This window comes from Wenjunlia tyrosinilytica (assembly GCF_014646055.1).
GTDB lineage: Bacteria > Actinomycetota > Actinomycetes > Streptomycetales > Streptomycetaceae > Wenjunlia > Wenjunlia tyrosinilytica.
Window position 1 is genome coordinate 148,448 of record NZ_BMMS01000007.1, and the last position, 20,710, is coordinate 169,157.

Genomic DNA, 20,710 nt, shown 5'->3' on the forward strand with positions numbered 1-20,710 from the left:
CACGAGGCGCCTTGGCGGCGGAGCGACCAGGTCCATGACGCCGGAGATGTCTAGGCTGGGACATGTAGTCAAGCACGACCATTTCAGAGCAGCCCGATGCAGTGCCCCGTTGCAGTGCACAGTCCGACAGAGCCGAGGAAGCCCGTGAGTGACACCCCATTCGGATTCGGCGTCCCCGAGGAGCCCGAGGACGGGGACGAGGGCAAGAAGAAGGAGGGCTCCGGCCAGGGCGGCGGGAGCGGTCAGAATCCCTTCGGTTTCGGTGGAAATCCGTTCGGCGGCGGCGACAATCCGCTGGCGGCCATGTTCGGCTCCCTGAATCCGAACGACCTGGGGGCCGCGTTCCAGCAGATCGGGCAGATGCTCTCCTACGAGGGCGGCCCGGTGAACTGGGACATGGCCAAGGACATCGCCCGGCAGACCGTGGCGGCCGGCACGGCGGACGGGGTGAAGGACGCCTCCGTCAGCCCGTCGGACAAGGCGGTGGTCGAGGAGGCCGTCCGCCTCGCCGACCTGTGGCTCGACGGTGCCACGTCGCTGCCCTCCGGCGCCGCCTCCGCCGTGGCGTGGAGCCGCGCGGAGTGGGTCGAGGCCACCCTGCCGGTGTGGAAGGAGCTCGTGGACCCGGTCGCCGAGCGCGTGGGCGTGGCGATGGGCGATGTGCTGCCCGAGGAGATGCAGGCCATGGCGGGCCCGCTGCTCGGGATGATGCGCAGCATGGGCGGGGCGATGTTCGGCTCGCAGATCGGGCAGGCGCTGGGCACGCTGGCCGGTGAGGTCGTGGGGTCCACCGATGTCGGACTGCCGCTGGGCCCGACGGGCAGGGCGGCCCTCCTGCCGTTGAACGTCGCGGCGTTCGGCAAGGGGCTCGGCGTGCCCGAGGAGGAGGTGCGGCTCTACCTCGCCCTGCGCGAGGCGGCCCACCACCGCCTGTTCTCCCATGTGCCGTGGCTGCGGGCGCATCTGTTCGGCACGGTCGAGGGCTACGCGCGCGGGATCAAGGTGGACACCGCCCGTCTCGAGGACGTCGTGGGACAGCTCGATCCTCAGCACCCCGAGGCCCTGCAGGACGCGCTCCAGCAGGGCATGTTCCAGCCGGAGGACACGGCGGAGCAGAAGGCCGCGCTGGCACGGCTGGAGACGGCGCTCGCGCTGGTCGAGGGCTGGGTGGACGCCGTGGTGCACGCGGCCGCGGCCCCGCATCTGCCGTCGGCCGGGGCACTGCGCGAGACGCTGCGCCGTCGGCGCGCCTCGGGTGGCCCGGCGGAGCAGACCTTCGCCACCCTGATCGGGCTGGAGCTGAGGCCGCGGCGGCTGCGGGACGCCTCCCGGCTGTGGGCCTCGTTGACCGACGCCCGCGGTGTGGACGGCCGGGACGGTCTGTGGGAGCACCCGGACATGCTCCCGACGGCGCAGGATCTCGACGACCCGGACGGTTTTGTGCACCGCGAGTCGGTGGACTTCTCGGAGCTGGACAAGATGCTGGGCGAGGCCGCCCGCGGCAGCGCCGAGGGCGCGGCGGACAAGCGGGGCGAGGCGCCGAGGCCGGCGAAGGACGAGCCGGGCGGGGAGGAGCCCGGAAGCGAGGGTCGGGACAAGGGCGAGAGCGGCACGTGAGTCTGCACGCGGACGCCGTGCGCGTTCTGAAGGAGTGGGCGGCGCCCGACGGGGCACAGGACCGGCTCAGGGCCGTCTACCTCGAGCACCTGGACGAGCAGCCCGAGGGGATGTGGAAGGCCTGCGGGGTCGGCCACATCACGGCCAGCGCGCTCGTCGTGGACCCGGGACGCGAGCGGGTGCTGCTGACGCTGCACCGCAAGCTCGAGATATGGCTCCAGATGGGCGGGCACTGCGAGCCCGAGGATCGCACCCTCGCCGATGCCGCGCTGCGCGAGGCCACGGAGGAGTCGGGCATCGAGGGCCTGGTCCTGCTGCCGGTGGGCCCGGTCAATCTCGACCGGCATCTGACGCCGTGCACATGGCATCTCGACGTCCAGTACGCGGCCGTGGCCCCGCCGGGAGCGGTCGAGGCGATCAGCGAGGAGTCGCTGGACCTGCGCTGGTACGGGTACGACGAGGTGGCCTCGGTGGCGGACGGCTCGGTGCGGCAGCTGCTCGCGCGGACCCGTACGGCTCTGGCGAGCCCGTAGCCGCACCCCTTCGGCAGACGCCGGTCCTGCCCCGCCCCCGGAGCCGTTTCGGCCCGTCCCCGTCAACGCCGATGGCCCCGAGTCCGGCTCGGGGCCATCGGCGTATGAGCGAGGTCAGTTCCAGGCGTTGTTCTGGTTCTGCGCCCGCGAGCCGTGCTGCCCGGCGCCGAACTGGGCGGCGAGGCCCTGCCCGATCTGGGCGTTCTGCGGGGGCATCTGCTCGCTCGGCTGCACCAGGACATAGCCCTGGCCGACGAACGCCAGCTCCCAGCCCTCGCCGGTGTTGCCGCGGCGGCGGAAGACCGAGGAATTGGTGGTCTGCGCCTGCATCTGGACCCGCAGGTCGGTGGACCAGGCGACGACGGCGTCGGCGTCCGCGTAGCAGTACTTGTCCGGGGTGACCTCCATCAGCAGCGGTTTTCCGGAGGTCATCAGGGCGAGCTTGCCCTGGCCCTGGATCTGCAGGTTGTAGGCGCCCGTGCCGGACAGGCCGAACTGGCTGTCCACGGCGATGACGTCGTAGTGCAGACCGGAGTCGAGGGCGAGCACGTACTGGCTGTCGACGGTGATCCCGTTGTGCTGCACATCCATGATGTGGATGTACTGCGCCAGGTTGGCGAGGTAGACCGTGCCCTGTCCGGAGCACCGCATCAGGTCCAGGCCCTCACCGGTACGGCGGCGGGCGTTGCGCTGGCTGTGCGACTGGTACTCGCCGTCGAAGTCGATCATCCCCTGGTACGCCACCATGGCGCCCTTGCGGGCCAGCACCTCGGGGCCGGTGTTGCCGTCGAGCTTCACCCGCAGGAGGTGGGAGTTCTGGAGGGCGTACCGGTCCTGGGACTGGTTCTCGGTGTTCGCGAAAAGCGGACTCTGCATGACTGGTGGTCCCCCTCAGCCCCGGATCCGGAGGCGGTCTGTGCTGTCCTCGCTGGGCTGGACGACGACGAAGCCCTGACCGGAGAACCCGATCTGGAAGGCCTCGCCGCTCCCCCTGCCGATGAGGGAGGACGCTTTGAAGCTGCGCTTGGCCTTCATCTTCAGGCCGGTCGTCCAGGCCACGAGGGCGTCCGGGTCGACATAGGTCTCGTCCTCTCCGGAGCCGGAGTCGACGACGACGGGTGTGCCGCGCGAGGTGAGCGCGACCCAGCCGGTGCCCGAGATGGAGACGTTGAACAGGCCCTGCCCGGCGAACTTGGCCAGGCCCTTGACCCGCTCCACTCCCCACTGGAGGTGGGCGTCGAAGGCGAGGATGTTGGTGCCGTTGACCGACAGGTAGTCGTTGTTGAGGTGGACGATCACCACGTCGGCGCCGTAGTCGGCGAGATAGAGGACGCCGTCACCGGTGCACTTCATCACCGGGGTGCCCTCACCGGTGAGCCACTGGGCGGCCGCCTGGCGGACGGCCGGCGGGTTGGGCTCGTACTGGATGAAGCCCTCGTAGGCGACCATCGAGCCGGAGCGGGCGTACAGGTCCTGGCCGCCGGCCATGGCGACCTTGAGCATCTGCCCCCCGTGGTTCTCCATCCGGGCGGAGACCGGGCTCGCCGCGTAGCCCGCGATCATCTGCTGGTCCATAGTGACGGTCACACCTCGTAGGGCTGGACGACGATGAAGTTGCCGGGGGCGCCGCGGAACTGGAGGTTCACGGTCTCGCCGCTGTGGCCCGGGTAGGCGTTCCTGCGCAGCCGGACCTGGCTGGAGAGGATCACCTGAGAGGCGGCCGACCAGGCGACGATCGCGTTGGAGTCGGCGTAGGTGGTCGGGGTGACCGGCAGGACGACGGGAACGCCATGGGTCTTGACGATCACCGTTCCCGTGCCGCTGAACTGCATCGTGAACAGCGCGCCGCCGGGGATGCCGTGGCCCTCGATCCGGCGGACCTCGTGCTGAAGCGACTCGTCGAACGCGAGGACGCTCTCGGCGCTGACGCAGATCGCGTCGCCCTGGAGCTCGATCTGGTGCAGATGGGCGGCGTCGTCGGCGAGGAAGACCTGGCCCTTGCCGGTGCAGCGCATCAGCTGCATCTCCTGGCCGGTCATGCTGCCGGTGACCCGGCCCATGATCCCGGAGCCCTTGTGGGAGAACTCCACCTTGCCCTGGTAGAGCACCATGCTGCCCTGGCGGGCGAGGACGGCGGGACCGCCGGCCTGGAGCTGGGCACGGACCAGTTTGTGGTTCTGCTGGCCCCAGCGGCCGGTGACGGGGATCTCGCGGTACTGCTGGAACGCGGCCTGGACGCCCGGCTGGGTCGGGGCCTGGGCGACGCCCTGGCCCGGGAACTGACCCGGCTGACCCGGGGCGCCCTGCTGGCCGGGCACCTGGCCGAACGGGGGCGCGCCGGGGGGCGGCACCGCGCCGGGAGGGGCGCCGGGAGGCGGCACCGCGCCGGGAGGGGCGCCGGGAGGCGGCACCGCGCCGGGAGGGGCGCCGGGAGGCGGCACCGCGCCGGGAGGGGCGCCGGGAGGCGGCACCGCGCCGGGAGGGGCGCCGGGGGGCGGCACCGCGCCGGGAGGGGCGCCGGGAGGCGGAACGGCTCCGGGGGCCTGGCCGAACGGCGGGGCCATCGGGGCGGCCATGGTCGGCGCGTAGGGCGAGGGTGCGCCGGGGGCGGGCGGTGGAGTGCCCGGGGCCTGGGCGAACTGCGGCGACGGGGCCGCGGGCTGGGGAACGTGAGGCTGGGGAACGTGAGGCTGGGGAACGTGAGGCTGCGGGGCGGGCGCCTGCGGGGCGGGCGCGGCCGGGGCACCGAACGAGGGCGCCGGAGCCGAGGGCGCGGCCGGAGGCGCGAACGACGGCGCGGCGCCACCGGGAGGCGGGGCGAAGCCCGGGGTCGCCCCCGGCTGGGCGGCGTCCTTCTCCTCGGCGACCTCGCCGCCGAAGTTCTTCAAAAGGGCGTCGAGCCCCCCGTCGAATCCCTGCCCGACGGCGGCGAATCGCCAGACGTCCTTGAGGTAGATGTCGGCGAGCATCACGGCACGCTCGGTGGTGAACTCCGCACCCGCGAACGGATAGCGCGCCACTTCCTCGCCGCCCGCGACGATCCGGACGTATCCGGGACCGACCTGGGACATCTGCCCATTGCCGTCGATGGTGGCGGTGAAGGAGAGTTTCTGGATCTGCTGGGGGATCCTGTCGAGCGTCACGCGGAACGACTGGGTGTCACCCGCCTGCTCTCCGAGCTGCTGAATCGCTTCTTCGGGGGACTTCGGCTGATTGAAGAAGATGAAGTAGCGGTCGTCCGAAAGCCGCTCGGACGCGTCCAGGCCGAAGCAGCTGATGTCGAACGCCAGGCCGGGCCCGGCGATCTGCACGCCCACATACAGATCCGTGCCCGCCGTCAGATCGCTGATCTTGGCCTTGTGGCCCCGCTGGAATTCTCTAGCCATGCGTACGACCGTCCCCCATTCCATGCTCGAGTGTGCGTGTGCCAATGCCGGAGTGCTACGGCCGACGGTCAGAGGCTAGCGGCACTTCCCGCGATCTGGAGACGGTGGGGGCGAGGCAATCAGTTCCCGTCCCGGGCAGGCGGAAGCGGCGGATGGGGCAGGCGGCCGGCCGCCACGACACCCTCCAGGTAACCGCGCGCCCGCTCCGTGCGCGGGTACGCCTCCAGCAGCCCCCAGAACTTCGGCCCGTGCCCCGGGACCAGAAGGTGCGCCAGCTCGTGCAGGAGCACGTAGTCGACGACGTACTCGGGCATCCCCTGGAGCCGGTGGGACAGGCGGATACTGCCTTCGGCGGGGGTGCACGAACCCCAGCGGGTGTTCTGGTTGGTCACCCAGCGGACGGTGTCGGGCACCGCCCGGCCTCCCAGGTACTGGCCGGAGAGCTGTGCGGCGCGCGCGGCCAGCGCCTCGTCGCCGAGGACCCGCTTGCTCTCCTGCGCGGCGAGCTTGTCCAGCATGAGCGCGACCCAGCGCTTCTCCTCGGCCGCGGACATCCGGGCGGGGATGAGCACAATGGTGCGATTGCCCTCGCGGTAGGCCGACACGGTCCTGCGGCGCCGGGTACTGCGCCGCACTTCGACCGCGCCCGCTCTGCCACCCAGGGCTTGCGTCGCGGTCGGCGAGGCGGTTGCCGTAGGTGAAGTGGTGTGGTCGGCAGGCACGCGACGACGTTACCGGCTGTTGGACGGGTAAGTCCCGTGCCATCGCCTGTCCGGGGTCCCCGGTCGCGCAGATTTCACTTGACTCGCGCAATCAAATGCGGGACAAGCCACTACAAATCATGAGCAAGTGATCGGTTGAACCGGTCCTATTGAACGACCATAACCCCCAGCCTGTGGATAACTTTTTCGACTGCTCTCCGTTACGAGGCATGCTGCTTGCGGTGAGTAACCGGAAATGGCCACGTCGCCCCGTGGGACGAGGCCGCCAAGAACCGGACCGGAGCGATGAATCCGAGCAAACCGGTGGATACGGGGGTAGGACGATGCATCCGATGCTGAAGCCGGCTGTGCGCAGGAGCTGGAGGGACCGCTCCACCGTGCAGTTCGGGGTCGCGCCCGGCAGGGCGGTGGTGCTCGAGGATGTGGACGCGGGAGCGGCGGCGGTGCTGGAGCTGCTCGACGGCACCCGAGGGCTGGACCGGGTCAGGCGTGAGGCGGTCGGGCTCGGGGTCGGCACCCGGCGGGTGGACCGGCTGCTCGAAGTGCTGCGCGAGGGCGGCGTGCTCGACGACGCGGAGGCCGCGGCCGGTGCGGCGACGCTGCCGTACGACGAGCGGGAGCGGCTGCGGCCCGACCTCTCGTCCTTGTCGGTCGTCCACCCGGCGCCGGGAGCCGGGCCTGCCAGGCTCGCCGCACGGCGGCGCACCGGTGTGGTGGTGCGCGGCGCCGGACGGGTGGGCTCCTCGATCGCGTCGGTGCTCGCCGCGGCCGGAGTGGGGCGGGTCGACGTGGTGGACACCGGCCGGGTGGAGGCGTGGGACGCGGCGCCGTGCGGCACCGCGGCGTCGGAGCGGGGGCGCCAGCGCTCACTGGCGGCGCGGGCGGCGGTGCGCAGGGCGGCGCCCGGCTCGGCGGCGCGCGGCCTGGCTCTGCGCGGCAGCGAAGTGCGCCTGGTGGTACTCGCGCCGAGGGACGGGCTGTCCGCGTTCGCTCCCGACCCCGCGGAGAGCCGGGCGCTGGTGGAGGCCCGTGTGCCGCACCTCTATACGGGGGTGGTGGAGGACATGGGGTTCGTCGGGCCTCTGGTGCTGCCCTGGGGTCATGGGCCCTCCGCCTGCGGGGAGTGCCTGGTCCTCGGGCAGACGCGGGACGATCCGGCCTGGCCGAGGGTGCTGGCCCAGCTGCGGTCCGGGCGGCCGGGTCCGGTGCCCGCCTGCGACACGGCTCTGGCGACCGTCGTGGCCGGACTCGCCGGACTGCACGCCCTGATACTGCTCGACGGCGGAGTGCCCCCGAGCGTCGGCGGGCGTATGGGGGTGCATCTCAAGGATCTTTCGGTGGCGGTGAACGCGGTTTCACCCCATCCGGACTGCGGTTGTGGGGCGGCGCGGACAAGTGTGGGCGGATCCATCGGCCATGCGCCTGCCGCTACGGGGGAGGTGCAGGTGACAATGGAGGCGGGCTGATGGCCGCTCGCCGAGCGCGGCGGCCGACCGGAGAGAGGGGCGCATGTCTGATCTTCCGCGCAAGGCAGTGACCCGCACCGCCAAGCTCGCCGCCCTGCCGCTCGGGATCGCGGGCCGCGCCACACTCGGGCTCGGCAAGCGGATCGGGGGGCGGTCCGCAGAGATCGTCGCGAGTGAGCTCCAGCAGCGCACGGCCGACCAGCTGTTCAAGGTGCTGGGCGAGCTCAAGGGCGGAGCCATGAAGTTCGGGCAGGCGCTGTCCGTCTTCGAGGCGGCGCTGCCCGAGGAGGTGGCGGGCCCCTACCGCGCGGCGCTGACCAAGCTCCAGGACGCCGCCCCACCGATGCCCGCCCGGACCGTCCACAACGTTCTCGCGCAGCGCATGGGCGAGGACTGGCGGGAGCTGTTCCGGGAGTTCGACGACAAGCCCGCGGCCGCCGCGTCCATCGGGCAGGTGCACAAGGCGCTCTGGCACGACGGCCGCGAGGTCGCGGTCAAGGTGCAGTACCCGGGCGCCGGGCAGGCCCTGCTCTCCGATCTGGCCCAGCTCGGACGGGTGGCGAGGCTGTTCGGCCCGCTGATTCCGGGGATGGACATCAAGCCGCTGATCGCCGAGCTGCGCGACAGGGTCTCGGAGGAGCTGGACTACGCGCTGGAGGCGCAGGCGCAAAGCGTCCACGCCGAGGAGTTCTCCGACGATCCGGATGTGCACGTCCCCGCGGTGGTGCACCAGGTCGATCAGGTCCTGGTCACCGAGTGGATGGACGGGGTGCCGCTGGCGGAGGTGATAGCGGACGGCACACAGGAGCAACGCGACCGGGCGGGGCAGCTGCTGTCGCGCTTCCTCTTCGCGGGGCCGGCCCGCACCGGGCTGCTCCATGCCGATCCCCACCCCGGCAACTTCCGGCTGCTGGTGGACGACGGTCCGCCGGAGGGCTGGCGGCTGGGCGTGATGGACTTCGGCACGGTCGACCGGCTGCCCGAGGGGCTGCCGCTGCCGATAGGGACGGCGCTGCGGCTGGCCATAGACCGCGAGGCCCAGGCGGTGCTGGACCTGCTGCGCGAGGAGGGGTTCGTCAAGCCGACGATCGAGCTGAACCCCGACGCGGTGCTGGACTACCTCGAGCCGATCATCGAGCCCGCGCAACTGGACGAGTTCACCTTCACCCGCTCCTGGATGCGCAACCAGGCGGCGAGGGTCGCGGACATCCGCTCCCCCGCCTACGCCCTGGGCAAGCAGCTCAACCTCCCGCCGTCCTACCTGCTGATCCACCGGGTGACGCTGAGCACGATAGGCGTCCTGTGCCAGCTGGGCGCCAGGGTCCGCCTGCGTGAGGAGTTGCTGGAGTGGCTCCCGTGCTTCGCGGAGGACGGCACCTGGGACCACTGGGAAGAAGAACAGCCCCCGGTCGCATAGGGGCGGGGGCAGGGGCGTGAGCACGGGCGTGGGCGGCCGACCCCGGACGCCCGGCCGAGGCGGTGGAAGGTGCGGGGCGGTGGCAGGTGCGGGGGCAGTGCGGGGCGGTGCCCGCCTACCACCAGGTGGGATCGAGCCTGCCCTCGATGCTGCGGAGGTGGGTGCGGGCGCACGCTTCGCAGAGGTAGTGCTGGGTTCCGTTCTCGACCGAGCAGGTCCAGGTGAGCGGGAGGCGGTCGCGGGCGGTGCCGCACAGGGCGCAGACGATGCCGCCGCACGCGGTGTCCGCGGTGCCCGGATCGTTGTCCGGGGGCGTTTCGTGGTCCACCTCGTGACGATACCTCCGGCCTCCTGAGGCGTGCCGAGCCAATGCCGTGCACAACGCCCGGATGGCCCAGCGCACTTGGTGAAACTCCCGAAGCCCTCTCGAAGCCCCCTCCCGGGGATACGCGCACACGGCGACGGGGCCGGTCCGGCGCTCGCGCGTCGGACCGGCCCCGTCGGATGCGGCGGATCACCGCCTACTGCATGAGCGCCACGGCGAGGGCCCTACGGGCACGCAGTGAGGCTCGTTCGGCCCTGCGCTGCAGCCTGCGGGCGCGCAGGAGGCGAAGGGCCTTGCGTTCTGATTCGGCCTCGCGGAGGCGTTGCTCCATTTGGGCTCTGGCCAAGGCTTCTGGCATGAGTTGCATTTCAAGGCTCCGGTTCTGGTGCGGTGCGTGGTCGAGCGCGGCGGATCGGCCGTCGAGGGTTGTAGTCATCGGGACCTGCTTGCTGTGTGTGGGGGTGGGGACGTGCGTGTTCATGCGATCGCCGCGTCCTTGCGCGGACGCCCACGCGGCCGCTTCCGGGGAACGACGACGCCCTGGACGAAGAGCTCTCCGCCCCAGACTCCCCACGGCTCACGCCGGTCCTTCGCGCCCTGCAGGCAGAGCTCACGGACGGGGCAGGTCTGGCAGAGCGACTTGGCGTACTCGACGTCCGCCGGGGTCTCCGCGAAGAAGACCTCGGGGTCGTACGAGCGGCACGGGACGGCCACGCCGAGGCGCTCGATCTCGTCGAACGCCGGGGAGAGGTCGGTCAGCTGCATAAGGGATACCTCCGAGGGCCCTGGAGGGGGGATCGCTACGGACTGAGTCGGGGACGGGGAGTGCGGCGGGGTCACCGGTTGCACGGCTTGTTGTTCCTCGTCTGGTCGGTCCGACCGGTCGGCCGGATCTGGGTCAGTACCGGGGTTGCTCAGCTCTTCCGGCAAAACAGAAGGGCCGCGGATCCCGGTTGGGGTTCCGCGGCCCTGGAAGGTGCCGACCTGATGCGATATCAGGCTGGATCTCTCCAGGGTTCGAGCCCGCGGAAGGCCCTCGTGGTCTGCTGCGTCTTCGTGGCGACATTGGCGCTGCCTGCGAAAGGCACACCGCTCTCGATCCACTTCGCCTGGGCGCCGGCACCATTGACCGCCGCGGCATAGGCATGCGCCACTGCCGCTGCTACCGCCGGTGCCTGCATCGGTCGCTCTCCGCCCTCGCGCATGTCCGGGGCGAACAGACCGGTGCCACGCAGGCGGGAGGCTTCGAGCACGGAAGTGCCGAGGCTGCGAGCCGACAGTCCGGTGCCCCGCGAATCGCCAAGGGAGACCTTGGTGAAGTGCGGAGCGATGGACAGCTCGCGCTCGGAGCAGGGGGCGGCAACGGCCAGGCTGCTGAATTTCACGATGCTGGTCACGGGGTCCGCCTCCTCTCGGCGCTTCGGGAACCCAGGTATCGGGCTCGGGGTTTGCATCCACTGATGAAGTGGACGCCGTGCAAGTACATCACGGTTGCGTTGACTCCCGGAAGAGTCGCTGCGACGTTGCTCGGAAGGCTATGGGGATTGTCGTAGCGGGCGCAAACTATTTTTTCGACGAATCTTCGCCAGTCCGCGCAAGATTACCCGGGCGTGGCACCGAAGGGCTCCTGACCTGCGCAGAGTTCGAGAACGTCGGCTCCGAAGCGGTCGAGTTTGGCTCGGCCGACACCCGGGATCGCTGTCAGTTCGGCGACAGACGCCGGAGAGCTCTCCGCAATCGCCAGCAGCGTCGCGTCCGTGAAGACGCAGTAGGCCGGCACACCCTGCTCCTTGGCGCGCTCGCCGCGCCAGTCCCGCAGCCGCTCGTAGAGCCCCTCGTCGAGATCCGAGGGGCAGTCCTCGCAGCGTCGCAGCTTGCGCTCGACCGCCTCGGACAGCACCCGGCCGCAGACGCGGCACTTGACCGGGCCCCGCCTGCGGCTCGCGCCGCCCGTGCTCTCGGCGGCGCGCCCGCTCCCGGCGGCCCGGCCCGCCCCTCGCGCCGCCGAGCCGGGCCGCAGACCCTCGAGGAACCGGGTCGGCCTGCGGCCGGCCCTGCCGCCGGGCGAGCGGGCCAGCGCCCAGGACAGGGACAGATGCAGCCGCGCTCTGGTGACGCCGACGTAGAGCAGCCGACGCTCCTCCTCGACCTGCTCGGGCGTCCTGGCGTAGGTGATGGGCACCATGCCCTCGGTGAGCCCGACGAGGAACACCGCGTCCCACTCCAGGCCCTTCGCCGCGTGCAGCGAGGCCAGGGTGACGCCCTCGACGGTCGGCGCGTGCTGGGCGCTCGCCCGCTCGTCCAGCTCGGCCACGAAGTCCGCCAGCGTGGCCTCCTGCCGACCCGCCGAGAACTCCTCGGCGAGCCGCACCAGCGCGGCCAGGGACTCCCAGCGGTCGCGCACCGCGCCCGAGCCCGAGGGGGCCCGAGCGGTCCAACCTCTCGTGCCGAGCACGGCACGGACCTGCTCGGGGACACCGACGGCGTCGTCGAGCGCCCGGTCGGCGCCTCCCGCGCGGGCCGCCCCTCGCAGCAGCAGCCCCGCCTCGCGCACCTCGGGCCGCTCGAAGAACCGCTCCGCCCCGCGCAGCTGATAGGCGATGCCGAGGTCGGCGAGCGCCTGCTCGTAGACCTCGGACTGGCCGTTGGTACGGAACAGCACCGCGATCTCGCTGGCCCGCACTCCGGCGTCGAGGAGGGCCTTGACGCGGCCGGCGGTGCCCTCGGCCTCCGTCGGTTCGTCGGAGTACTCGGTGTACACGGGGTCGGGGCCCGCTTCGCGCTGCGAGATCAGCTCCAGCCGGTGCTGGGCGGCCCGGCCGCCGCTGCCCGGGGCGGCCGACTGGGCCAGCAGCCCATTGGCCAGGTGCACCACCTGCGGCGTCGAGCGGTAGTCGCGCACGAGCTTGACCACCGTGGCGTCCGGGTGCCGCGTCCTGAAGTTCAGCAGGAAGTCGGGGGTGGCACCGGTGAAGGAGTAGATGGTCTGTCCCGCGTCGCCCACGACGCAGACGCTCTCCCGGCCACCGAGCCACAGGTCGAGCAGGCGCTGCTGGAGCGGGCTGACGTCCTGGTACTCGTCGACCACGAAGTGCTGATACTGCGAGCGGACCTGCTCGGCGACGTCCGCGCGCTCCTCGAGCACCCCCACGGTCAGCAGGAGCACATCCTCGAAGTCGATCACCGCCCGATCGCGCTTGAGCTCCTCGTAGGCGGCGTAGATCTTGGCGATCTCGGCGGGGTCGCGCGGGGCCTCGCGGCCGGCCTTGGCGACGGCCGCCGGGTAGTCCTCGGGGACGGTCTGGGTGACCTTGGACCACTCGATCTCACCGGTGGCGTCCCGCAACTCGTTCCGATCCAGGCGGACACGGCAGCGTGCCGCCGCCTCGGCCACGAGCTGGACCTTCCGCTCGACCAGGCGCGGCAGCTCCCCGCCGACGGCCCTCGGCCAGAAGTACTGGAGCTGGCGCAGGGCCGCGCTGTGGAAGGTCCGCGCCTGCACTCCGCCCGCGCCCAGCTGTCTGAGCCTGCCCCGCATCTCGCCCGCGGCGCGGGCGGTGAAGGTGACGGCGAGGACACTGCCGGGCTGGAGGATCCCCGCACGCACGCCGTAGGCGATGCGGTGCGTGATGGCCCTCGTCTTGCCCGTGCCGGCTCCCGCCAGGACGCAGACGGGCCCGTGCAGGGCCGTGGCGACCTCGCGCTGCTCGGGGTCGAGCCCTTCGAGCACCGCGTCGGCGGTGGGTGGGGGGAACAGCGGTGGTGCGGTCACCGGGCCATGCTCTCAGTTCCAGCGTGATGTGCGGGAAAGTTGTCCACAGGTGGGGTTCGATTGTCGTACTGGAACCTGTGAACGAACCTGGGGCCTCGTCCCTGGAATGTCCCGGGGTGCACACACGTTCTGTGAATGGATCCGCGAGGACCGCCCCACTACCGACAGCTCAGGAGCACGAGGACCGACATGGGCACTGTGACGATGTACAGCACCACGTGGTGCGGCTACTGCCGCAGGCTGAAGGGCCAGATGGACCGCGAGGGGATCGGCTACAGCGAGGTCAACATCGAGCAGGACCCGCAGTCGGCCCAGTTCGTGGAGAGCGTCAACAACGGCAACCAGACCGTGCCGACCGTTGTCGTGACCCCCGCGGGCGGTGGCGAGCGGGTCGTGATGACCAACCCGAGCCTGCGTCAGGTCCAGGAAGCCCTCGCCACCTGACGACGCCGGCCCGTAAGGCCGCGCCGCGGACAAGGCGGACCGCACGGAAGGCCCCTTCGCCGACGCGAGGGGGCCTTCGCCCTGCTTGCTCGGCCTGCTTGCTCGGCCTGCTTGCTCGGCCTGCTTGCTCGGCCTGCTTGCTACGCCGTGCCGCTTCGCCGTGCCGCTTCGCGCTGCTTGCTTCGCGCTGCTTGCTCGGCCCTGCTCGCTTCGCCGGGCTCGCTGCCCGCGCGCCGACGGCTCACGGTCGCGGCAGCGGCTCCCCGTACCAGAGTTCGACCAGCCGCCGCGCGATCGACATCTCCGTCGGCGGGACGACCTCGCCCGACATCACCGCTTCCCGCAGCTCCTCCCGGCTGAACCACCGTGCCTCGGACATCTCCTCACCGTCCACCTGGATCCCCGTGGTCAGCGCCCTCGCCATGAAGCCGAGCATCAGGCTCGACGGGAACGGGTGCGGCTGGCTGCCCGCGTAGGCCACCTCGCCGACGACGACCCCCGACTCCTCGACGACCTCCCGGCGCACGGCCTGCTCCAGTGACTCCCCCGGCTCCACGAACCCGGCGAGGGTGGAGAACCGCCCCTGCGGCCACAGCGCGTGGTTCCCGAGCAGGCAGCGGTCCTGGTCGTCCACCACCAGCATGATCACCGCCGGGTCGGTGCGCGGGTAGTGCTCCGCCCCGCATGCCGCGCAGCGCCGCACGTGGCCGGCCACCGCGACTTCCGTGGCCAGTCCGCAGCGGGCGCAGAAGCGGTGCATCCGGTGCCAGTTCTCCAGCGCCACCGCGTGCACCATCAGCCCGGAGTCCAGGTCGTTCAGCAGCAGCGCCACCTCGCGCAGGCCCGCGGGGCGCGCGGGGTCGTCCATCCGCCCGGGCAGCTTCTCCACGGACAGGGCGAAGTAGGCCACCCCCTCGGCGTCGACGCCGAGGAAGTACCGCTCGCCACCGTCGGGCGCCTCGAAGGACGGGACGAGCACGAGCTCCGCCCGCTTGTCCCCGCCGTCCCCCGTGTCCATCACCAGGGCCTTGCCCTCGCTGACGACGAGCACGCGGCTGTCCGGGTGGCTCCAGGCGGCCGCCAGCCAGGCCTCGTCGGTACGGTGCTCGGCGGCGCGGTCCACCGCGGTGCGGGCGAGCGGCAGCACCGGCTGGCTCACGCCCTCGATGTTCTCGTAGTCACGGAATCCGGTGAAGCCGGTCCGTTCGGCACAGGTCACAGTCGTCCCATCACCACAGTCGTCGTCCCCCATCAACCGGCGCGAACTCCCCTTCGGTGTCAAGCGCCGGCGGGCCGCCAGTGCTCCGCCAGGTCGCCCCACAGATAGGCGGCCGTCTCAACACCCTTGAGCAGCAGGTCCAGCTCCACCTTCTCATTCACCGAGTGCCAGCCGTCCGACGGGACCGAGATCCCCAGGAACAGCACCGGCGCTCCGAGTACGTCCCGCAGGTCGGCGGCGGGGCCCGAGCCTCCCTCGCGGGTGAACAGGATCTCCTTGCCGAACGCACGGCCCATGGCCCGCGTCAGGGACTCGAGCGCCGGGTGGTCCAGCGGGGTCAGGCACGGCCGGGTCGCGCCCCAGAAGGTGATCTCGTGCCGGATCCCGGCGGGCAGCCGCTCGGCGACCCAGTCGGCGATGGACCGCTGGATCTTCGCCTCGTCCTGCCCGGCCACGAGCCGGAACGACAGCTTCAGCTGCGCCTCGGCCGGGATGATCGTCTTGCCGCCGGGGCCCTGGTAGCCGCCGTGGATGCCGTTGACCTCGGCGGTGGGCCGCGCCCAGATCCGCTCCAGGGTGGTGAAGCCCTCCTCGCCGAGCAGCGCGCCCGACTTGGAGGTTTCGAGGAACCACTCGTCCTCGAAGGGCAGCCGGGCGAAGAGTTCGCGCTCGCGGTCGGTGAGCTCGACGACGCCCTCGTAGAAGCCGGGGACGGTGACCCGGCGGGCGTCGTCGTGCAGCGCGGCGGCCAGACGGGCGGCCTCGGTCGCCGGATTGGGCACGGCGCCGCCGAAAGAGCCGGAGTGGATGTCCTGGCTGGGCCCGTGCAGGTCGATCTGGCAGTCGGTGAGGCCGCGCATGCCGGTGCACACGGTGGGGGTGCCCGGGCCCCACATCCCGGTGTCGGAGACGATCACCGTGTCGCAGGCGAGCCGGTCGGCGCGCTCGCGCACCAGCTCGAGGAAGTTGGGGGAGCCGGACTCCTCCTCGCCCTCGACGAGGAGTTTGAGATTGACCGCGGGAGCGGTGCGGCCGGTCGCGGCGAGGTGCGCGCGCACGCCCAGGGTGTGGAAGAACACCTGCCCCTTGTCGTCGGCCGCGCCCCGCCCGTACATCCGGCCGTCCCGGACCGCCGGGTCGAACGGGTCCGTGTCCCAGCCGTCCTCCCGGGCGGCGGGCTGGACGTCGTGGTGGCCGTAGACCAGCACCGTGGGCGCGTCCGGCTCGCCGGAGGGCCACTCGGCGAAAACGGCCGGCAGACCGCTGGTCTCCCACACCTGCGCCGTCGGGAAGCCGGTCTCGGACAGCTTGGCCGCCAGCCACTCGGCGCTGCGCCGGACATCGCCCGCGCGGCCGGGGTCGGCGGAGACCGAGGGGATGCGGAGCCACTCGGCGAGTTCGTCGAGGAAGCCGCCGCCGTTCTGGTCGATGAAGGCGCGGACGCCGTTGTCCGGTGCGTTGCTCATGGGTACCGAGCCTAACCAACGAGGATGCGCTCGAGTCCCTCGCGGTCGGGCAGGCCTCGCGGCCTGACGACCTCGCCGGTGCGCACATAGAGGAAGGCCGCGTCCACCCGCTCCGGGGCGATACCGAGCTGTTCGGCCCAGGCCAGGCGGTAGACCGCGAGCTGGAGCGGATCGGCGGTACGGCCGCGGCTGGTCTTCCAGTCCACGACCTCGTAGCCGCCGTCGTCGTCCCGGTAGACGGCGTCGATGCGGCCGCGGACCAGCCGTCCGCCGAGCGAGAGCTGGAACGGGGCCTCGACGCGGAAGGGGGTCCGGTCGGCGTAGGAGGTGCGCAGGAACGCCTCCTTGAGCGCGCCGAGATCCTGCTCGTCGTCGATCTCCGCGTCCTCCATGCCCGGCAGGTCGTCCGGCTCGATCAGCGGCAGCGGCTCGAACAGCGACTCCACCCACGCGTGGAAGCGGGTGCCCCGGCGGGCGGCCGGCTGGGGCGGGCGGGGCAGCGGCCGGGCCAGCTCCCGGGCGAAGCCGTCGGGGTCGGCGGCCAGGCGCATCAGCTGCGAGGTGGACAGCGACGGGGGCAGGGGGACATCCCGGACGGTGGCGCGGGCGCGCCGCAGCTCCCCGGCGAGGGCATCGAGGTCGCGGTCCCAGGACTCGGCGAGCCTGGCCTCCTCGGGATCGAGCACCTCCTCGGGAGCGAGCGCTCCTTCAGGATCGAGCACCTCCTCGGGAGCGAATCCCTCCTCCAGGACGAACCTCTCCTCAAGGACGTACCCCTCCTCGGGAACGGGCGCCTCCTCGGGAACGTACCCCTCCTCGGGAACGGGCGCCTCCTCGTGGACGACCGCCTGCTTGGGGATCAGCGCCTCGCGCGTGGACGCCTGCTCGCAGACCCTCCCCTCGCCTGCGCCTTCCAGCAGCGCTCGCACCGTCGCCGCCGCCTGCTTGCGCCGCCGCGTGGCCACCGGGTCGAGCGGGAGCGGCCACTGGTGGTCCACCGTCCTGGCCAGGGCCGGGTTCTTCTCGTCCGCCTCCGGTTCGTCCGCCCACGCCTCGATCTCGCCGAAGCCCGCCTCGCAGTGCTCCCGCAGGGCGGTGAGGAACGAGGACGGGCCGCGCGGACGGGTCTGGCTCGGCCCCCACCAGTGACCGGACCCGAGCAGGAGGGACCGCGGCCGGGTGAACGTCACATAGCCCAGCCGAAGCTCCTCCACCACCTGGTGCTCGCGCATCCCGGTCTCGAACGCCTTGAGCCCCTTGGCGTTCCACTCGGCGACGTCCGGCAGGGTCTCCCGGTCGCCGCGCAGGGCGTGCGGGAGCACATGGGCGTTGCGTGTCCACAGCGAGCGGGACTGGGTGCTGGGGAACGACTTCTCCACCAGCCCGGGGACAGCGACCACGTCCCACTCCAGGCCCTTGGACTTGTGGGCGGTGAGCACCTTCACCGTGTTGGCACCCCCGGGCAGGGTGTTGTCCAGGCCCTTGTCGTAGCGGGCGGCGGTGCGCAGGAAACCGAGGAACGCGGTGAGCGAGGGGTCCCCGTCGAGGTCCGCGAAGGACGCCGCCGTGTCCAGGAAGGCGCCCAGGCTCTCCCGGCGCCGGGCCGCCAGCGCGTGCGGTGAGGCGGACAGCTCCACCTCCAGGCCGGTCACCGCGAGGACCCGGTGGAGGACGTCCATCAGCGGGTCGGCCAGCGAGCGCCGCAGTTCCCGCAGTTCGGTGGCCAGTCGGGCGAAGCGGGTCCTGGCCTCGGGCGAGAACGGCAGATCGTCGCGCGGATCGGCGTCGAGGAAGGTGTCGAGGGCATCGGCGAGGGAGACCACCTCGGTGGGATCCACGCCCGCGACGGCCTCGGCCAGCCTGCCGTCCGGGTCGTCCCCGTCCGCCTCGGCCGCGTGGCCCACGAGGGCTCGGGCGCGGCGGCCGAGCAGCGCCAGATCGCGGGGCCCGATCCTCCAGCGCGGCCCGACGAGCAGACGCACCAGCGCCGCGTTCGCCGTCGGGTCCTGGAGCACCTCGCAGACGGCGACCAGGTCGGCCACCTCGGGCAGGTGCAGCAGCCCCGAGAGCCCCACGACCTCGACGGGGACGTCCCGTTCGACGAGGGCGGCGTGGATGTCGGGGAAGTCCCGCCCGCCGCGGCACAGCACGGCGATCTCGCCGGGTGCGGTGCCGGTGCGCACCAGGTGGGCGATGGAGTCGGCGAGCCAGCCGATCTCCTCGTCATGGGTGGACAGCAGGGCGCAGCGCACCAAGCCGTCCCGCTCCGCCCCCGGCGCGGGGCGCAGCGCCTCCACGCCCTCGTGCCGCTCGCGCAGGTCCTCGGCGAGCCGGTTGGCGAGATCGAGCAGGCGGCCGCCGCTGCGGCGGTTCTCGCTGAGGGAGAAGCGGCGGGCCGGGGTGCCGTCGCGGTGCGGGAAGTGCTCGGGGAAGTCGTCGAGGTTGGCGACGGAGGCACCGCGCCAGCCGTAGATCGCCTGGCAGGGGTCGCCGACGGCGGTGACGGGATGGCCGGTCGGCCCTGTCCGCGGGGTGGCGCCGAAGAGCCCGGCCAGCAGGAGCCGCTGGGCGACGGAGGTGTCCTGGTACTCGTCGAGGAGGACGACCGCGAACTGCTCGCGCAGGATCCGCCCGACCTCCGGCCGCGTCTGGGCGAGGGTGGCCGTGTGGGCGATCTGGTCGCCGAAGTCCAGCAGGTCGGCGCCGCGCTTCTCGGCGCGGTAGCGCTCGACGAGGTCGGTCAGCTGCAGCCGGGCGGTGGCGGCCTCGGGGACCTTGCGCAGCCCCTCGTTGCTCAGCCGCGCGCCCTGGAGTCCGGCGAGCAGGTCGCTGTCGTACCGGCGCAGCCGCGCGAGGTCCACCAGGTGCTCGGCCAACTCGCCGTCGAGGGCGAGCAGGTCGGTGACGAGTTCGGCGAGGGACTTGGTCAGCGCCGGGTAGGGGCCGGGCGCGCGGCGCATCGCCCGGGCGGCGAGCTGGTAGCGGGTGGCGTCGGCGAGCAGCCGGGCGGTGGGCTCGATGCCGATGCGCAGGCCGTGCTCCTTGAGCAGCTGCCCGGCGAAGGCGTGGTAGGTGGAGATGGCCGGCTCTCCGGAGGCCTCGTCCTCGTCCACGGGGTCGAGTTCGACGACGCCGGCCTTGACCAGGGCCTTGCGGACGCGCTCCGCGAGCTCGCCGGCCGCCTTGTTGGTGAAGGTCAGGCCGAGCACCTGCTCGGGCCTGACCTGTCCGGTGCCGACGAGCCAGACCACCCGTGCGGCCATGACGGTGGTCTTGCCCGATCCGGCCCCGGCCACGATCACGTTCGGTGCCAGGGGTGCGGTGATGGCCGCCGTCTGCTCCCGGGTGAACGGGATCCCGAGGAGGTCCTTGAGTTCCTCGGGACGGGTGATGCGCGGTGCCATCCGAGTGAGGGTAGTCGCAGCCTCGGACAGCCCGGACGGCACCGCTCTCGCTCCGGGACGCGTCAGCACGCCCCGGGAGGCGTCATGAGGTGCCCAGCTCCTTGAGCTTGGCGGCGTCCAGGACCTCACCGGCGCCCGGGGTCCTGCTCGGCACGGGCTTGTCGTAGTCCTTGAAGCCCATGGACGCGGGCCGCCCGTCGTCCGTGCCGACGATCTTGATCACGTACGGCTTGCCGACGGTGGCCACGTAGAGGGTGCTCTTGTCGCTGCCCTTGGTGCCCTTGAGCGCCACGACCGGGACGCCGTCCACCGTGGAGGTGCCCCCCTTGGCCATCTTGTCGTCGTTGTCGCCGTCCATGTCCTTGGTGAAGGCGTCCAGGTCGCACATGCCGGCCGCCTGGCCGAACTGCGGGTCGTTGACCGAGGTCTTGATGTACCGGTCGCCCACGACCTCCTTGGCCGCCGCGCCCTTGCTGCCGCCCTGCGTCGCCCAGAACTGCGAGTCCGGCTTGACGTAGACGTCCTCGCCCCGCTTGATGATCTCCATCTGGCCCTTGGCGGAACCGGCGGTGCCGGAGCAGTTGCCGTCGCGGTCGATGGCCAGGTCGGTCTTGGCCGCGGCCGTGTCCATCACCAGGCGGAGGGAGGAGGCGTTCTTCAGCTCGGCCCTGGCCTTCTCCGAGATCTGCTGGGCGGAGAGCTTCTCCACGCCGTTCGGCTTGCCCTGCGCCCTGCCCTGGTCGCCGGACGGGCTGCCCGCCTTCTTGCCGTCGTCCTTGCCGCTGTCGCCGCTGCTGTTGCCGCATCCGGCCACGCCGCCGAACGCCAGACAGACCACCGCGGTCGCGGCGAGCGTGTGCTTGATGCTCATGTGGATGTCCCCTCGTTGCTGATCCGCGCGCCGCTGAAGGCCGGTCGCCACGGCTCCGTGCTCGTTAC

General features: G+C 71.9%; 18 protein-coding genes. 5 read left to right on the top strand and 13 right to left on the bottom strand.

The features are described 5' to 3' along the window. The first annotated feature begins 144 nt into the window (after positions 1-144). Positions 145-1,617 (top strand): zinc-dependent metalloprotease, encoded by a 1,473-nt coding sequence (locus IEY86_RS10075; protein WP_189131219.1) that lies wholly within the window; start codon positions 145-147, stop codon positions 1,615-1,617. After that, positions 1,614-2,150, top strand: coding sequence for an NUDIX hydrolase (locus tag IEY86_RS10080; protein ID WP_189131220.1), 537 nt, complete (start codon positions 1,614-1,616; stop codon positions 2,148-2,150). The genes IEY86_RS10075 and IEY86_RS10080 overlap by 4 nt, the downstream gene beginning before the upstream one ends. 114 nt (positions 2,151-2,264) lie before the next feature. Here the strand turns inward: IEY86_RS10080 and IEY86_RS10085 are convergent, their stop codons facing one another. From IEY86_RS10085 to IEY86_RS10100, 4 genes are all read right to left on the bottom strand, one after another. Next, complete coding sequence (locus tag IEY86_RS10085) at positions 2,265-3,026, bottom strand: AIM24 family protein (protein ID WP_189131221.1); 762 nt, start codon at positions 3,024-3,026, stop codon at positions 2,265-2,267. 15 nt (positions 3,027-3,041) lie between these two features. Continuing rightward, complete coding sequence (locus IEY86_RS10090) at positions 3,042-3,725, bottom strand: AIM24 family protein (RefSeq protein WP_189131222.1); 684 nt, start codon at positions 3,723-3,725, stop codon at positions 3,042-3,044. A gap of 8 nt (positions 3,726-3,733) precedes the next feature. Further along, positions 3,734-5,536 carry a TerD family protein gene (locus tag IEY86_RS10095; protein WP_189131223.1) on the bottom strand — a complete coding sequence of 601 codons (1,803 nt, stop codon included), beginning with the start codon at positions 5,534-5,536 and terminating at the stop codon, positions 3,734-3,736. Between the two features lie 119 nt (positions 5,537-5,655). After that, a complete protein-coding gene (locus IEY86_RS10100) occupies positions 5,656-6,258 on the bottom strand; it encodes a M48 metallopeptidase family protein (protein ID WP_189131224.1) in 603 nt (200 codons plus the stop codon). A 332-nt stretch (positions 6,259-6,590) separates the two neighbouring features. On the opposite strand from IEY86_RS10100, the gene IEY86_RS10105 reads away from it, so the two are divergent. Both IEY86_RS10105 and IEY86_RS10110 read left to right on the top strand, forming a co-directional pair. Next, positions 6,591-7,724: a ThiF family adenylyltransferase gene (locus IEY86_RS10105; RefSeq protein WP_308425124.1), complete on the top strand. Its 1,134-nt coding sequence runs from the start codon at positions 6,591-6,593 to the stop codon at positions 7,722-7,724. A 43-nt stretch (positions 7,725-7,767) separates the two neighbouring features. Next, positions 7,768-9,141, top strand: coding sequence for an ABC1 kinase family protein (locus IEY86_RS10110; protein ID WP_189131226.1), 1,374 nt, complete (start codon positions 7,768-7,770; stop codon positions 9,139-9,141). A gap of 115 nt (positions 9,142-9,256) precedes the next feature. On the opposite strand, the gene IEY86_RS10115 is transcribed toward IEY86_RS10110, so the two are convergent. The 5 genes from IEY86_RS10115 to IEY86_RS10130 form a co-directional block, all read right to left on the bottom strand. Beyond that, positions 9,257-9,469, bottom strand: a complete 213-nt coding sequence (locus IEY86_RS10115) for a hypothetical protein (RefSeq protein WP_189131327.1) — start codon at positions 9,467-9,469, stop codon at positions 9,257-9,259. A gap of 193 nt (positions 9,470-9,662) precedes the next feature. Continuing rightward, complete coding sequence (locus tag IEY86_RS36330) at positions 9,663-9,947, bottom strand: putative WhiB-interacting protein (protein ID WP_229698292.1); 285 nt, start codon at positions 9,945-9,947, stop codon at positions 9,663-9,665. Next, positions 9,944-10,306 carry a WhiB family transcriptional regulator gene (locus tag IEY86_RS10120; protein WP_308425125.1) on the bottom strand — a complete coding sequence of 121 codons (363 nt, stop codon included), beginning with the start codon at positions 10,304-10,306 and terminating at the stop codon, positions 9,944-9,946. The genes IEY86_RS36330 and IEY86_RS10120 overlap by 4 nt, the downstream gene beginning before the upstream one ends. 155 nt (positions 10,307-10,461) lie before the next feature. Then, complete coding sequence (locus IEY86_RS10125) at positions 10,462-10,863, bottom strand: hypothetical protein (RefSeq protein ID WP_189131228.1); 402 nt, start codon at positions 10,861-10,863, stop codon at positions 10,462-10,464. Between the two features lie 203 nt (positions 10,864-11,066). Beyond that, complete coding sequence (locus tag IEY86_RS10130; protein ID WP_189131229.1) at positions 11,067-13,238, bottom strand: ATP-dependent DNA helicase UvrD2; 2,172 nt, start codon at positions 13,236-13,238, stop codon at positions 11,067-11,069. 189 nt (positions 13,239-13,427) lie between these two features. On the opposite strand from IEY86_RS10130, the gene IEY86_RS10135 reads away from it, so the two are divergent. Further along, the gene (locus IEY86_RS10135) at positions 13,428-13,682 is read left to right on the top strand and encodes a mycoredoxin (protein WP_229698293.1); all 255 of its coding nucleotides are present in this window, start codon (positions 13,428-13,430) and stop codon (positions 13,680-13,682) included. A 241-nt stretch (positions 13,683-13,923) separates the two neighbouring features. Here the strand turns inward: IEY86_RS10135 and nudC are convergent, their stop codons facing one another. From nudC to IEY86_RS10155, 4 genes are all read right to left on the bottom strand, one after another. Then, positions 13,924-14,850 carry an NAD(+) diphosphatase gene (gene nudC, locus IEY86_RS10140; RefSeq protein WP_229698305.1) on the bottom strand — a complete coding sequence of 309 codons (927 nt, stop codon included), beginning with the start codon at positions 14,848-14,850 and terminating at the stop codon, positions 13,924-13,926. 110 nt (positions 14,851-14,960) lie between these two features. Beyond that, a complete protein-coding gene (locus tag IEY86_RS10145; RefSeq protein WP_189131231.1) occupies positions 14,961-16,367 on the bottom strand; it encodes a dipeptidase in 1,407 nt (468 codons plus the stop codon). An 11-nt stretch (positions 16,368-16,378) separates the two neighbouring features. Then, on the bottom strand, positions 16,379-19,771 hold the full coding sequence (locus tag IEY86_RS10150; RefSeq protein ID WP_189131232.1) for an ATP-dependent helicase: 3,393 nt from the start codon (positions 19,769-19,771) through the stop codon (positions 16,379-16,381). 82 nt (positions 19,772-19,853) lie between these two features. Further along, on the bottom strand, positions 19,854-20,642 hold the full coding sequence (locus tag IEY86_RS10155; protein ID WP_189131233.1) for a hypothetical protein: 789 nt from the start codon (positions 20,640-20,642) through the stop codon (positions 19,854-19,856). Positions 20,643-20,710 lie beyond the last annotated feature (68 nt).

Excerpts from the sequence above, each read along its gene's own strand:
- IEY86_RS10085 (WP_189131221.1), bottom strand. The coding sequence starts at position 3,026 with ATGCAGAGTCCGCTTTTCGCGAACACCGAGAACCAGTCCCAGGACCGG.
- IEY86_RS10090 (WP_189131222.1), bottom strand. The coding sequence starts at position 3,725 with ATGGACCAGCAGATGATCGCGGGCTACGCGGCGAGCCCGGTCTCCGCC.
- IEY86_RS10095 (WP_189131223.1), bottom strand. The coding sequence starts at position 5,536 with ATGGCTAGAGAATTCCAGCGGGGCCACAAGGCCAAGATCAGCGATCTG.
- IEY86_RS10105 (WP_308425124.1), top strand. The coding sequence starts at position 6,591 with ATGCTGAAGCCGGCTGTGCGCAGGAGCTGGAGGGACCGCTCCACCGTG.
- IEY86_RS10110 (WP_189131226.1), top strand. The coding sequence starts at position 7,768 with ATGTCTGATCTTCCGCGCAAGGCAGTGACCCGCACCGCCAAGCTCGCC.
- IEY86_RS36330 (WP_229698292.1), bottom strand. The coding sequence starts at position 9,947 with ATGAACACGCACGTCCCCACCCCCACACACAGCAAGCAGGTCCCGATG.
- IEY86_RS10135 (WP_229698293.1), top strand. The coding sequence starts at position 13,428 with ATGGGCACTGTGACGATGTACAGCACCACGTGGTGCGGCTACTGCCGC.
- IEY86_RS10145 (WP_189131231.1), bottom strand. The coding sequence starts at position 16,367 with ATGAGCAACGCACCGGACAACGGCGTCCGCGCCTTCATCGACCAGAAC.
- IEY86_RS10150 (WP_189131232.1), bottom strand. The coding sequence starts at position 19,771 with ATGGCACCGCGCATCACCCGTCCCGAGGAACTCAAGGACCTCCTCGGG.
- IEY86_RS10155 (WP_189131233.1), bottom strand. The coding sequence starts at position 20,642 with ATGAGCATCAAGCACACGCTCGCCGCGACCGCGGTGGTCTGTCTGGCG.